Raw genomic sequence first — 13,479 nt, 5'->3', positions numbered from 1 at the left:
TCTCATTGAAGAACATTTATGAGTTGAATTCACAATGGCCAGACTCGATGTGAACCGCTCCGGCGAGCTGGAAGTGTTTGTGCGCGTGGTCGAGCTGGGCGGTTTTTCCGCCGCCGCGCGCGCCTGCGGCATGACGCCGTCGGCCGTCAGCAAGCTCGTGTCCCGGCTGGAAGAGCGCCTGGGCGCGCGCCTGCTGAACCGCTCCACGCGCCAGCTGCAGCTGACGGCCGAAGGCTGCGGCCTGTATGAGCGGGGCAGGCAGGTGCTGGCGGCGCTGGACGAGGCGGAGCGCTGCGCCGGCGTGCAGGATGTGCCGCGCGGCAAGATACGAGTCAATGCGAACGTGCCGTTCGGCCAGCATTTTTTGCTGCCGCTGGCGCCGCTGTTCCTGGAACGCTATCCCGAGGTGACGCTCGACATCGTGCTCACGGATGAAGTCGTCGATATCCTCGAACAGCGCACGGACGTGGCCGTGCGGGCCGGGCCCCTGAAGAGTTCCAACTTGTTGGCGCGCAAGCTGGGCCAGACGCGCATGGCGATCGTGGCGGCACCTGCCTACCTGGCGCGGCGCGGCACGCCGCGGGCGGCGGCCGAGCTGGCGTCACACAACTTGCTCGACGCCAATTACGCGCGCGCCCGCTCGGGCTGGCCGCTGCGCCTGCCAGGCGGCGACCTCGTCGTGCCTGTTATTGGCAATGCCCAGGCCAGCGATGGCGAAGCCTTGCGGCAACTGGCGCTGGCAGGGCTGGGACTGGCGCGCCTGGCCGCCTTCCAGGTGCGCGCCGATATCGCGGCGGGCCGTTTGCAGGCCGTGCTGGAAGAATTCAATCCCGGCGACACCGAAGAAGTGCACGCCGTCTTCGTGGGGCAGGGCGGGCATGTGCCGCTGCGCGTGCGCGTTTTCCTCGACTTCCTGGCGCAGCACGTCGACCTGGCTTGATGCGATAGGCTGCAGGCGGACACGGCCGCGCAGTACAATACCGGACGGGCCGCAATGGTTCGGCCCGTATTGTGCCTTTGAATGGAAATATGTTCCTGGTAAAACCTGAACGCCGCCGCCTGCTGCAGGTGGGCGCAACCGTGGCTGTCATCGCGCTGGGCCTGGCCTCGCGCGCCTATCCACAATTCCTTCCCGCCGCGCTGGGCAAGTATCCGGGCGACGCCCTGTGGGCCATGATGATCGTCTTTGCGCTGGGTATCGTCGCCACGCGCATGCGCACGTGGCAGCTGGCGCTGACTGCGCTGCTGATCTGCTTTGCCGTCGAATTCGGCCAGCTGGTCCAGACGCCCTGGCTCGTCGCGCTGCGCGCGCATCCGCTGGGGCATCTGGCGCTCGGTTCCACCTTTGGTTGGATCGATTTGATCGCCTACACGGCGGGCGTGGCGATCGCGGCGCTGGTGGACAAAGCGGCGCTGTTCAAGCGCCGCTAAGTAATGCTCGGGAAATTATTGTGAATTTATGACGAACAGAACCGGATGCTGTGCAAGGCGCCCGCAGCTAGCAGTGCGAGCACTGCTAGCTGCGGGCAACACCGCACAGCGCCGGTTATGGAAGTCAGAAAACACAATAATTTATTGGGGCTTACTTGGCCCCGGCTATTTGACGTTCCCTTCCGCATCGCGCAGTTCCACGGGCGCCAGTTTGAGCTTGCTCAACTGCGGCGCGATCTTCGCCTTGTCGCCCACGCCGATGACGATCAGCTTTTCCGGCTGCAGGTATTTTTTCGCCACCTGCTGCACCTGCTTGTCCGTCACGCTGGCAAAGCGCTGCGGCAAGGTTGCGTAGTAGTCGAGGCCCAGGCCGTAGACATACGTGTTGGCCATGCTGGCGCTGATGCTGGCATTCGTCTCGAACTGGCCCGGCAAGGACAGCACCTGGGAATTGCGCGCATTCGACAATTCCCTGGCGGTGAGCGGCCTGGCGATCATGGCGCGGATTTCCTTGAAGGTTTCCGATACGGCCGGGCCCGTCACGTCCGTGCGCACGCCGGCCGCGATGGAGAACGGCCCCGGCTGGCTGCGGTACTGGAATTGCGAGCGCACGCCATAGGTGTAGCCCTTCTCCTCGCGCAGGTTATTGCTCAACCGGCTAGTAAACAAGCCGCCCAGCGCCGCGTTCATCACTTGCAGCGGCGCATAGTCGGGCGTCGCCCGGGCCGCGGCGATGGTCGACAGGCGCACGGCCGTCTGCGGCGCGCCCGGCTTGTCGACCAGGATCAGCCTGGCTTTCGTCGTGGCCGGCGCCGCCGTCACGGATGGCGCCACCGCGCCCGCCTTCCAGCTGCCGAACTTCGCTTCCGCCAGCGCCTTCAATTCCGCCGCGCCGATATCGCCCGAGACGATCAGCGCTGCATTGTTGGGCACGTAATGCTGCTGCCAGAACGCTTGCAGGTCGGCGCGGCTGGTGGCTTTCAGGGCCGTTTCCGTGCCCAGCTGGATGGTGCCGTACGGATGTTGCGGGCCGTACAGGGCGGCCGCTTCCACGCGGGCCGCCACGGCGCCCGCGTTTTCGCGCTGCTGCGCCAGTTCGCCGATGCGGCTGGCGCGCTGGCGCTCCACCTCTTCTTGCGGGAATTGCGGGTGCTGCACCACGTCGGCCAGCACGTCGAGCGCTTGCGGGAACGTGGTTTTCAGCGACGTCAGCTGGGCGAACGAGGCATCCGCGCCGGAACCCGTGCCGAGAAAGGCGCCCAGTTGCGCCACGTCATCGGCAATCTGCGGCGCGCTGCGCGTGGCCGTGCCCTCTTGCAGCAATTGCGCCGTAAAGCTGGACAAGCCTGGCTGCGCCAGCGGATTGGCGCCCGAACCGCTCTTGATGACCAGCTGGCTGGAGACGAGCGGCACGGCCGGGTTGTAATTGTGGATCACCGTCAAGCCATTGCTCAGGGTGAAGGACGTCGCTTGCGGTAAAACAATCTTCGGCGCGGGACCGGCCTTCGGCACGGCGTTGCGCCACGGCTCGTCCGCATTGATGGCCGTGCCTGGCGCCGGTTTCACCTTGCCCGGCGCCGGCGTCGCCACTTCCGGCCCCAGGTCCGGCTTGCCCGGCACGCCATACACGACCACGCGCGCCTGGTTTTTCAGGTAGGTGTCGACGGCGCGCTGCACGCCGGCCGCCGTCACCTGGCGGTAGCGCTCGATATCCTTGCCCAGGTAGCCGGGGTCGCCCAGGTACTGGTTGTACTGGTTCATCATGTTGGCGTTGCCGCCCACTTTTTCCACCTGGCTCAGCATGGCTGTCTCGATGCTGTTGCGGGCCCGCTCGATTTCCTTCTCGCTGGGTCCCTTGGCGCGCAATTGCTCCAGTTCCGCCTGCATGGCTTGCTCGATTTCCTCGGGCTGGTGGCCGGGGCGGGCCGTCACGTCGATGGTGAACACGGAGGTGAGGGCGTTCGAGCTCTGGCTGGCGCCCACGTCCTGCGCGATCTGCTTGTCGTACACCAGGGATTTATACAGGCGGCTGGACTTGCCGCCGGCGAGGATTTGCGCGGCCATCGACAGTTCCGCATCGTCAGGGGCGTAGGCGGACGGCGTCAGCCAGGCCATGAAGACGCGCGGCAGCTCGACCCGGTCCTGCACCACCAGGCGGCGTTCCTGCGTGATGGGCGGCGTCACGACATCGGGTTTCGGCACGGCGGGGCCGCTCTTGAAGCTGCCAAAATACTTGTTGACCAGTTCCTTGGTCTTCGCCTTGTCGATGTCGCCCGCGATCACCAGGCTGGCGTTGTTGGGGCCATAGTATTTGGTGAAGAATTCCTTGATGTCGGCCAGTTTCGCGTTCTGGATGTCCGCATGCGAACCGATGACGCTGGCGTAATACGGGTGGTTCTTCGGAAACAGCTGGTGGTACAGGGCTTCCTGCACGATGCCGTAGGGCGCGTTTTCCACGCTCTGGCGGCGCTCGTTGCGCACCACGTCCTGCTGGTTCGTCAGCGCCGTCTGGTCGAGCACGTCAAGCAGGTAGCCCATGCGGTCGGAATGGGCCCACAGGGCCAGTTCCAGCTGGTTCGACGGCACCGTGTCGAAATAATTGGTGCGGTCGAAATCCGTGCTGCCGTTCGAATCCGTGGCGCCCGCCCCTTCCAGCAGCTGGTCGGCCATGCCGCGCGGCACGTGCTTGGTGGCGGCAAACATCATGTGTTCGAACAAATGCGCAAAGCCCGTCAGGCCCGGCGCTTCATTCGCCGGCCCCACGTGGTACCAGATGTTGACGGCCGTGACGGGCAATTTATGGTCTTCCACGAGAATCACGTCGAGGCCGTTCGGCAAGGTGTATTTTTCGTAGGCAACATTTGGCACGGCCGTCGCGGCCGTCGCGGCAGCGGCGCCGGCGGCGTGGGCGAGCGTGAGCGGGGCGCCGTACAGCGACAGCATCAGGGCGGGAATGGCCAGCAGTTTGATCGGTTTCATGCATGCTTCCAGGCTAGGGTGGGGGAAGACGCTGCGGCCCGCTCGTGGCTGGCGCAGCGCGACGGTGCTACGGTCGGTGCTACGGTTGATACAGCAGGGCTGCGCCGCCCAGCACCAGCAGCGCGCAAACGACGGAGACGAGGGCGGCCGCGCCCAGCAAACGCCATTCGCGCGGCGTAAAGCCGGCCGGCCCGGCCGGCGATGGCGCGGGTACTTGCGGCACGGGCCGGGCCATGGCGGGCGCTGCTTCGGCCGGCACGCCGCCCGTGGCGCGCGCCTGCGCGGCCAGCGCCTGGGTAGCCGCGTCCAGCAGGGCCAGCTGGCGTTCGACGGTGTCCGCCAGCACGGCTTCGTTCAGCGCCACGAGGGCGAATATCGGGTCATCGACGTCGACCTTGATGCCCGTCTTGTCGAACACGTGGCTGCGCAGTGTGTGCCGGTCCATCTACCACTGCACCTTGTCGAGCTGTTCGAAGATGTCGCGGTAGACGACCTTGATGCGCTGCTTTTCCATGATGTTGAACTTGTCGTTCTGCAGCACTTCCTGCATCGTCAGGCGCGCCGTGTTCATTTTTTTTACATCGGCGCCGAAGGTGTCCGGGTTGCGCTGGCTCAAGGTGATGCTGCCTTTCACGCGCGCGCGGTTGTCGGCATACGATTGCGATTCGACAAACTGCTTGCCCGACGCCGATTGCAGCAGGCCGAAGTGTTCGTTCTGCCACAGCACCAGCGGCACCTTCGTCGCCTGCGCCGTGGCGACAAAGCCCGTGGCCGTGTCGTGCAGGGTGTCGCCGCCGCCGACGATGGTGTGGATGTACACCTTGCGCCCCGATTCTTCCAGCAGCGAAAAGCAGTCGTTTTCCAGCAAATAGCCCATCAGCGGCGAAAACGTGTTCGCGCCATTGTCGACCACGCAGTTGCCGTCTTCTTCGAGGATGTCGATCATCAGCGCGTCGAAGCGCTTCGGGTCGATGTTGCGCGCATCCGTCATCACGGGCACGTGCTTGACGTTCATCGCCTTGTAGCGCGAGAAGGTGGCGTTTTCCTGGTCGGTGTCATAGCAGCGCAAAGGCGTGCCGTCCTTGCCGCCTATCCACTGCGCCAGCAGGGTCGAGACGAGCGTCTTGCCGATGCCGCCCTTGCCCTGCAGGATGAAATGTACCGTGTTTTGCATTGCGACTACTCCAAGTTGTTGCGTCAGTGACAATCAAAGATCCGTGACAGCGGCGATTGCCGCGTGCGTGGCCGCGACTGGCATTTTTACCACAATCCTTTGCAAAGATGCCATGCGGGACAGCGAATCTGGTTATGATGTTAATCAGGATACCATTGATACAGAGCAAGTTTTGTGCGAAAAATCCACCCCAGCGTGTGTATGAGGATGCAGTGCCGATCTCCAGTCTCGATAAAGCCGACATAGACCGCCTCAATCAGCAGACCCTGTCCTGCCTGGTCGGCAACCGCCGCCAGGCGCGGCGGCTGGCGCAGATGGCGCTGGCGGCGGCGCAACGGCAACAGTATGCGCGCGGCAGCGCGTATGCGGAACTCAATCATTGCTGGCTCGCCTATTACGCGGGCGAGGCCGAGCCGCCGTGCGGGCGCTTGCGCGCGTATTTCCAGCAGACGTGCGACCTGGAAGGAGGCATGGAAGTGGCCGCCCTGCAGGGCGCGTACGCGAGCCGGCGCGGCGACTTTGCCGACGCCGAGCAGCATTTCCTGCTGGCACGCAGCCAGGCCGCGCAGATTCCCGACTCGCTGCACAAGTTCATGCTGTACGCGCGCCTGGGCGTCGACGCCCTGAACCGCGGCGACACGCAGGACGGCCCGCGCAATTTTTTGCTGGCGCTCGACATCGCCGAGCGCTTCGGCAGCCCCGCGCACCGCGTCAACAGCCTCTCGAACCTGGCCTCGTCGCAGCACGACCTGGGCAATGACGAAGACGCCATCCCCCTGCTGGTCGAGGCGCTCGACATCATCGGCACGCAAAAGCTCAAATACCAGCAAACCATCGTTTCGGCCAACCTGGCCATGTGTTTATTAGCCACGGGCAAGCCGGCCGAGGCGCTGGCGCTGGTGGAACCGTTTTACGAGTGGCCGGAAGAGGACCTGGCCGTGCGCGCTTTTCTGTTCTGCATCGCCGCCCACGCGGCCATCCTGCTGCAGCGGCCGGCCAGCGCCCTGCAACTGCTGCTGCGCGCCGAGGACTATGCGCGCCGGGGCCAGGACCTGGAAGAGCAGATGCACGCGTGGCTGGTGCGCGGCAAGCTGGACCTGCATGCGGGCCAGACGGCCCAGGCGCTGGCGTCGCTGACGCAGGCGCACAGCCTGCTGAGCTGGACGCGCAATCCGTTTCACCAGCAGCAGATCCTGCGCGGTTTGTCCGATATCAATGCCCAGCTGGGCGAATGGCAGGCCGCATATGGTTTCCTGCAGCAATACCAGGCCGCGTACGAGGCCAGCAGCAAGTCGGCGCGCGCCTCGCGCCTGCTGATGCGCAACCTGGAAAAGGAAATGCACAGCCTGAAGGCCGAGCGCGACAAGGCGCTGGAGCTGCAGGCGGCGCGCGAGACGGAAAACGTCAAGCTCGAACACCTGAACCGCGAACTGGCGCACCAGATCCTGCACGTCAACTCGCTGCAGGACAGCCTGAAGGAGCAGGCCCTGCGCGACCACCTGACGGGCTTGTACAACCGCCGCCATTTCGAAACCTGCCTCAATGCCATCCTGCACGAGGCCGACGCAAACGCGCCCGTGGCCATCGCCATCATCGACCTGGACTTCTTCAAGCGCGTCAACGACACCTACGGACACAACTTCGGCGACGAAGTGCTGATCCAGTTCGCGCGCCTGGTGGAAAGCCAGCTGCGCGGCAGCGACATGTTGTGCCGCTATGGCGGCGAGGAATTCTGCCTGCTGTTGCGCGAAGCCGACAGCGCCATCGCGGCGCACAAGATCGACGATATCGCCGCGCGCTACCGCCAGCTGCTGATCCGGCAGGCGCCGCACAGCTTGACGGGCTGCACTTTTTCGGCCGGCATCGCCGAATACCCGCGCCACGGCGCCGGTCGCCACGAATTGCTGATGCGCGCCGACAGCGCCCTGTATGCGGCGAAACAGGCGGGCCGCGACCGCGCCTGCATCGCCGGCCTTACTTGATAAAGCGCAATAGTCCCTGCAGGGCATGAATGACGGATTGCTCGCGCACGGCTTGCCGGTCGCCCGCAAACACCAGCCGCTGCGTCTGCACGCGCCCGTCCATGGCCCAGCCGAAGCAGACGGTGCCGACGGGCTTGCCGGGCACGCCGCCCGTGGGGCCGGCGATGCCCGTGGTCGAGACGGCCACCTGGGCGTCGCTGTGGGCCAGCGCGCCTTGCGCCATCGCGGCGGCCACTTCCTCGCTGACGGCGCCGTGGGCGGCGATCAGCTCGGCGGGCACGCCCAGCATGCCGCTCTTGGCCCCGTTCGAATAGGTGACGAAGCCCCGCTCGAACCAGGCGCTCGAACCGTTGATGTCCGTGACGGCCTGCGCCACGCCGCCGCCCGTGCACGATTCGGCCGTGGCCAGCAGCAGGCCCCGTGCCTGCAAGGCCTGGCCCACGGCGGTGGAGAGGGTAAAGAGTTCTTTGCTCATCGGTGATTGCGCGCGTGCTGGGGAGGAAGCATGACTGTAGCATGGCCTGCGGTAAAAGAAACTTTCCCCGGTATCAGCGAAAATGCGTACACTCTTTTATACATTTGCTACCAATATGGGCGGCAGGCGGTCTGCCGCTGCGCCACCCTGGTTCGCATCGCCCGAATAGGGACGCGGCATGGCGCCGCGCCTTCGAATGCATTATCTTTACTCGGTTGTCATGGCACTTCTGAACTGGACCTGGCGGCAGCATGCCGGCCCCCTGCGTCGCCCCCTGCGCGGCGCCATCCGCAGCCCCATCCGCTGGGGCTGGCTATTGCTGCTCCTGGGCGTGCTGTGCGCCGGGGCGCGGGCGCAGGTGCCGGCGGACCTGGAGCGCCAGGTCAAGGCCGCGTACCTGTACAAGTTTGCCGGTTTTGTCGAGTGGCCCGATGGCAGTTTCGTCCGGCCCGACGCGCCGCTGGTGATCGGCGTGGCCGGTGCCGATGCGCTGGCCGAGCAGCTCGAACTGAGCGTGGCCGGCCACAGCGTCAACGGGCGCAGCGTGCAGGTCAGGAAGGTGCGGCGCGGCGAGCCGCTGGCGGGGCTGCACGTGCTGTACCTGGGCGCGCTGGAGAAAACGGCGTTGCAGGAAATGCTGGCGGCCAGCCGGGGCCTGGCGCTGCTGACGGTGTCCGATTCGGACGAGGTGTATGCGATGGGCAGCATGATCAATTTTGTGATGGCCGACGACAAGGTGCGCTTCGACGTGGCCCTGAAACCCGTGGCGCAGGCGCATATCCGCATCAGCGCGCGCATGCTGCTGGCCGCCTACCGCGTGCAGACGGGGGGCGCCTGATGATACGACTGCGCTCGATACGCCACAAACTGATGTCGGTGGTCTTGCTGACCACCCTGGTGGCGCTCGTCATTTCGCTGGGCACCATCGTCGTCTACGACTTGCGCGCCTACCACCGCAACCTGGTGGCCGACATCAGCACCCAGGCCGAGCTGCTCGGGCATATGAGCTCGGCCGCGCTGGCCTTCGACGATGAGCGGCTGGCGCTGGAAAACCTCAACCTGATGCGCATCCGCCCGCGCGTGACGGCCGGCGCCCTGTACAAGGCCGACGGCAGCCTGTTTGCCAGCTACCGCGCGAATGAGCGCGTCGGCGTGCTGCCGGCGCAGGTGGGCCAGGAAGGCGTCAGCATCGCGGGCAAATCCGTGGAATTGTTCAAGCCCATCGTCGACAATGGCGAACTGCTGGGCACCGTCTACCTGCGCGCCGACTATGAACTGGCGGGCCGCACGGCCGATTACCTGGCCATCGCCCTGGGCGTGACGGTGCTGGCGCTGCTGGTGGCCTTGCTGCTGCTGCGCCGCCTCGACTACGTGATCACCCAGCCCATCCTCGACATCGCCGACGTGGCGCGCGAGGTGATCGAAACGGGCGACTATTCGCGCCGCGCGCGCAAGCTCAGCGCCGATGAAGTGGCGCAGCTGGTCGATTCCTTCAACAAGATGCTGGCCGAGATCGAATTGCGCACGCAGGCGCTGGAACGCTCGAACGGCGAGCTGGCGCGCGAGGGCGAGCAGCGCGCCCAGGCGCAGCAGGAAGTCATGCGCCTGAACCAGGAGCTGGAAGTGCGCGTGCACGAACGCACGGTGCAGCTGGAAATGACGAACGGCGAACTGGCCATGGCGATGGAAGAGGCGCGCAGCGCCAATTATGCCAAGTCGGCCTTCCTGTCGTCGATGAGCCATGAATTGCGCACGCCGCTCAACGCCATCCTGGGCTTCGCGCAAATCCTCAGCTCCGACCGCCTGCCGTCGACGCTGGAGCAAAAGAAGGAATTTGCCGGCCATATCCTGAAATCGGGACGTCACCTGTTGACCTTGATCAATGAAATCCTCGACCTGGCCAAGGTCGAATCGGGCACGGTCAGCCTGTCGCTGGAACCGGTCGGCCTGCACGCCATCCTGCAGGAGTGCCGCGACATGATCGCGCCGCTGGCCAGCCAGCGCGGCATCGGCATGGCCTTTCCCGCGGCGTGCGCGCTGAACGTGCTGGCCGACCGCACGCGCCTGAAGCAGATTCTGCTCAATTTGCTGTCGAATGCGCTCAAGTACAACCGCGAGCACGGCGACGTGGCCATCGATTGCGCGCCGCGCCCGGGCGGCCTGGTGCGCATCAGCGTGCGCGACACGGGCAGCGGCCTCGACAGCGAGCAGGTCGCGCTGCTGTTCCAGCCCTTCAACCGCCTGGGGCAGGAGGGCGGCACGGAGGAGGGCAGCGGCATCGGCCTGGTGGTCACCAAGCGCCTGGTGGAACTGATGGATGGCAGCATCGGCGTGACCAGCGTGCCCGGCGAGGGCAGCACCTTCTGGATCGAGCTGCGCGCCGCCGAAAGCCTGCCCAGCCTCGCGCCGCCGGGCTTGCCGCGGCCGGACCTGGCCGGGGCGCTGCTCGACAACAGCGCCCCCGTTACCCTGCTGTACGTGGAAGACAATCCCGCCAACCTGACCCTGGTCGAGGAAATCGTCCGCTACTGCCCCCAATTGCAGCTGCTGACGGCCACGGATGGCCGCCTGGGCGTGGAGATGGCGCGCACGCACCTGCCGCAGCTGATCTTGATGGATATCAACCTGCCCAATGTGAACGGCATCGATGCGCTCAAGCTGCTGCGCGCCGATCCGCGCACGGCGCACATCCCCGTCATCGCCCTGACGGCCAACGCCATGCCGGGCGACGTGGAGCGCAGCATGGCGCTGGGCTTCTACCGCTACCTGACCAAGCCGATCAACCTCGAGGAATTCACCGAGGCGATCAATAGCACGCTGGCCTACGTGGCGCAGCAGCGGCGGCAGAAGGGAGCCGGCGTCCCATGATCAGCCAGGCCGACATCTACGCCGCGAAAATCCTCATCGTCGATGACCAGGAAGTCAATCTGCGCCTGCTCGAGCACCTGCTCGGCAGCGGCGGCTACACGGCCCTGTCGAGCACCCTCGACGCGCGCGCCGTGGCGGGGCTGCACCAGCGCCACCAGTATGACCTGATCATCCTCGACCTGGTGATGCCCGCCATGAGCGGCTATGCCGTGATGGATGCGCTGCGCCCGCTGGAACAGGAGGGCTACCTGCCCGTGCTGGTGATCGCCGCCGACCCGGACGCCAAGCTGGCCGCGCTGGAGGCGGGCGCGCGCGATTTCATCAGCAAGCCCTTCGATGCGCTTGAAGTGCTCACGCGCATCCGCAACATGCTCGAAGTGCGGCTGCTGCACCGCGCCGCGCGCCACTACAGCGCCCTGCTCGAACGCACGGTGAGCCAGCGCACGGCCGAACTGCAGCGCTTTCGCGGCGCCATGGACGCCACCACGGACGCCATCTTCCTCGTCGACGTGCTGGGCATGACCCTGGTCGACGTCAACGACGGCGCCTGCCGCCTGCTCGGCTATGCGCGCTCCGAGCTGCTGGCGCTGGCGCCGGGCACCTTGCTGCCATCGCCGCCGGCGCCGCCCCTGGCCGCGCTGCCAGGTGGCCCGGCCCACCTGGCGACGGAAGTGACGGAATGCGAACTGGTGCGGCGCGACCTGAGCCTGGTGCCCGTGGAACTGGGCTGGCACTGGTATGCGCAGGCGCCCGTGGCGGGCGGGGGCGCGGGCGGCCTGCTGCTGATCGCCGTTGCGCGCGACATCAGCGAGCGGCGCCAGGCGCAGGAACGCCTGAAGCACCTGGCCCACTACGACGGCTTGACGGGGCTGCCGAACCGCAGCCTGTTTTACCAGACGCTGGCCCAGGCCGTCGAGCTGGCGCAGGAAAAAAGCTGGCGCATCGTGGTGCTGTTCATCGCGCTGGACCGCTTCAAAAGCATCAACGACACCCTGGGCGCGGCGCTGGGCGACGAACTGCTGCGCCAGTTCAGCAACCGCCTGGTCGAATGCGTGCGCCTGCGCGACACGGTGGGCCGCCTGGGCAACGACGAATTTGCGCTGATACTCACCATGAGCCGCAACCAGCAGGAAGCCGTGGCCGTGGCCAACCAGGTGCGCGAAGCCCTGCGCGCGCCGTTCGACCTGCGCGGCCATGCGGCCACCCTGACGGCCAGCATCGGCATCGCCATGTACCCGGACGACGCGCTTGATCCGGAAACGCTGATCAAATACGCGAATACGGCCATGGGCGGCGCCAAGCAGGCGGGCCGCGACGGCTACCGTTTTTTTACGGCCGGCATGAACGTGCAGGTGCTGGCGCGCCTGGACCTGGAACTGGCGCTGCGCCATGCGCTCGAACACGAGCAGTTCATCCTGTACTACCAGCCGAAGGTGGACTTGCGCACGGGCCGCATCAGCGGCGTCGAGGCGCTGCTGCGCTGGCGCCGCCCCGGCTACGGCCTGGTGGCGCCGGCCGAATTCGTGCCGGTGCTGGAAGACACGGGCCTGATCGTGCGCGTTGGCGCCTGGGTGATCCAGGCCGCCTGCCGCCAGATCGCCGCATGGCGCGACAGCGAAGTGGGACCCGTGCACGTGGCCGTCAACGTGTCGAGCCGCCAGTTCGCCGAAGGCGACCTGGAAGGCGAGGTGACGCGCGCGCTGGCGCAGCACCAGCTGGCGCCGGAACTGCTGGAGCTGGAGCTGACGGAAACGGCGCTGATGTCGAATGCCGAGCGCACCATCGTGGTGCTGGGAAAGCTGAAGCAGATCGGCGTGAAGGTGGCCATCGACGATTTCGGCACCGGCTACTCGAGCCTGGCGTATCTGCAGCGCTTCCCCATCGACAAGCTGAAGATCGACATCGCCTTCGTGCGCAACATCACCAGCAACCCGAACGACGCGGCCATCGCGCTGGCCATCATCAGCATGGCGCACAGCCTGAAACTGAGCGTGGTGGCCGAGGGCGTGGAATCGCGCCCGCAGCTCGAATACCTGCGGCGCAACCGCTGCGATGAAATCCAGGGTTTTTATTTCAGCCGCTCGCTGCCGGCGCTGGAGCTGGGGCAGATGATCGTCGCCGGCGCCGGCCTGCCGCCCGGCCACGACCCGGCCGCCCAGCCGGCCCAGACCCTGCTCATCGTCGACGACGACGTCAACGTGCTGTCGTCGCTGCACCGCCTGTTCCGCCCCGAGGGCTACCAGATCCTTACGGCCAGCACGCCGGCCGAAGGCTTTGAAATGCTGGCCCTGCACAGGGTCCACGTCATCGTCTGCGACCAGCGCATGCCCAGCATGAGCGGCACGGAGTTCTTGAGCAAAGTCAAGGAGCTGTACCCGGAAACCATCCGCATCATCCTGTCCGGCTACACGGGCCTCGAAGCCGTGCTCGACTCGATCAACCGGGGCGCCATTTATCGTTTTTACACGAAACCGTGGGACGACACCCAGCTGCGCGACAATATCCGCCTGGCCTTCCAGCACTACTGGATGGTCAACCAGCCGGGGCTGGCGCGCGTGGCCGTGCGCTAG

Annotated in this window: 10 protein-coding genes; 6 read left to right on the top strand and 4 right to left on the bottom strand. The window is 66.0% G+C overall.

Annotated features, from left to right (window positions below):
• The first annotated feature begins 34 nt into the window (after positions 1-34).
• Both AC07VI_RS05110 and AC07VI_RS05105 read left to right on the top strand, forming a co-directional pair.
• Complete coding sequence (locus tag AC07VI_RS05110) at positions 35-940, top strand: LysR family transcriptional regulator (protein WP_086145868.1); 906 nt, start codon at positions 35-37, stop codon at positions 938-940.
• Between the two features lie 89 nt (positions 941-1,029).
• The gene (locus AC07VI_RS05105) at positions 1,030-1,431 is read left to right on the top strand and encodes a ribosomal maturation YjgA family protein (RefSeq protein WP_086145867.1); all 402 of its coding nucleotides are present in this window, start codon (positions 1,030-1,032) and stop codon (positions 1,429-1,431) included.
• A 165-nt stretch (positions 1,432-1,596) separates the two neighbouring features.
• Here AC07VI_RS05105 and AC07VI_RS05100 read toward each other — a convergent pair whose 3' ends face one another.
• The 3 genes from AC07VI_RS05100 to AC07VI_RS05090 form a co-directional block, all read right to left on the bottom strand.
• The gene (locus AC07VI_RS05100; protein ID WP_492995989.1) at positions 1,597-4,410 is read right to left on the bottom strand and encodes a M16 family metallopeptidase; all 2,814 of its coding nucleotides are present in this window, start codon (positions 4,408-4,410) and stop codon (positions 1,597-1,599) included.
• Positions 4,411-4,489: 79 nt separating this feature from the next.
• Complete coding sequence (traM, locus tag AC07VI_RS05095) at positions 4,490-4,855, bottom strand: conjugal transfer transcriptional regulator TraM (RefSeq protein ID WP_086145865.1); 366 nt, start codon at positions 4,853-4,855, stop codon at positions 4,490-4,492.
• Positions 4,856-5,584 (bottom strand): P-loop NTPase family protein, encoded by a 729-nt coding sequence (locus tag AC07VI_RS05090; protein WP_086145864.1) that lies wholly within the window; start codon positions 5,582-5,584, stop codon positions 4,856-4,858.
• Between the two features lie 212 nt (positions 5,585-5,796).
• Between AC07VI_RS05090 and AC07VI_RS05085 the strand changes: the two genes are divergently transcribed.
• Positions 5,797-7,566, top strand: coding sequence for a GGDEF domain-containing protein (locus tag AC07VI_RS05085; protein WP_253251931.1), 1,770 nt, complete (start codon positions 5,797-5,799; stop codon positions 7,564-7,566).
• On the opposite strand, the gene AC07VI_RS05080 is transcribed toward AC07VI_RS05085, so the two are convergent.
• Positions 7,559-8,041 carry a CinA family protein gene (locus AC07VI_RS05080; RefSeq protein WP_086145863.1) on the bottom strand — a complete coding sequence of 161 codons (483 nt, stop codon included), beginning with the start codon at positions 8,039-8,041 and terminating at the stop codon, positions 7,559-7,561. The genes AC07VI_RS05085 and AC07VI_RS05080 overlap by 8 nt on opposite strands.
• Positions 8,042-8,261: 220 nt before the next feature.
• On the opposite strand from AC07VI_RS05080, the gene AC07VI_RS05075 reads away from it, so the two are divergent.
• Genes AC07VI_RS05075 through AC07VI_RS05065 form a run of 3 tightly spaced genes read left to right on the top strand, consistent with a single transcriptional unit; the run spans position 8,262 to position 13,479 of the window.
• Complete coding sequence (locus AC07VI_RS05075) at positions 8,262-8,879, top strand: TOL_0243 family YfiR-like periplasmic protein (protein WP_157792350.1); 618 nt, start codon at positions 8,262-8,264, stop codon at positions 8,877-8,879.
• Entirely contained in the window at positions 8,879-10,909 is a 2,031-nt protein-coding gene (locus AC07VI_RS05070; RefSeq protein ID WP_086145861.1) for a sensor histidine kinase, YfiR-like protein-associated, read from the top strand. Before AC07VI_RS05075 ends, AC07VI_RS05070 begins: the two co-directional genes overlap by 1 nt.
• The gene (locus tag AC07VI_RS05065; RefSeq protein WP_099419362.1) at positions 10,906-13,479 is read left to right on the top strand and encodes an EAL domain-containing protein; all 2,574 of its coding nucleotides are present in this window, start codon (positions 10,906-10,908) and stop codon (positions 13,477-13,479) included. Before AC07VI_RS05070 ends, AC07VI_RS05065 begins: the two co-directional genes overlap by 4 nt.

The organism is Janthinobacterium sp. GW821-FHT03A03, from assembly GCF_059421435.1.
Note: the sequence above shows the minus strand (reverse complement) of the source record. Positions and strands in the feature narration are given on the sequence as shown.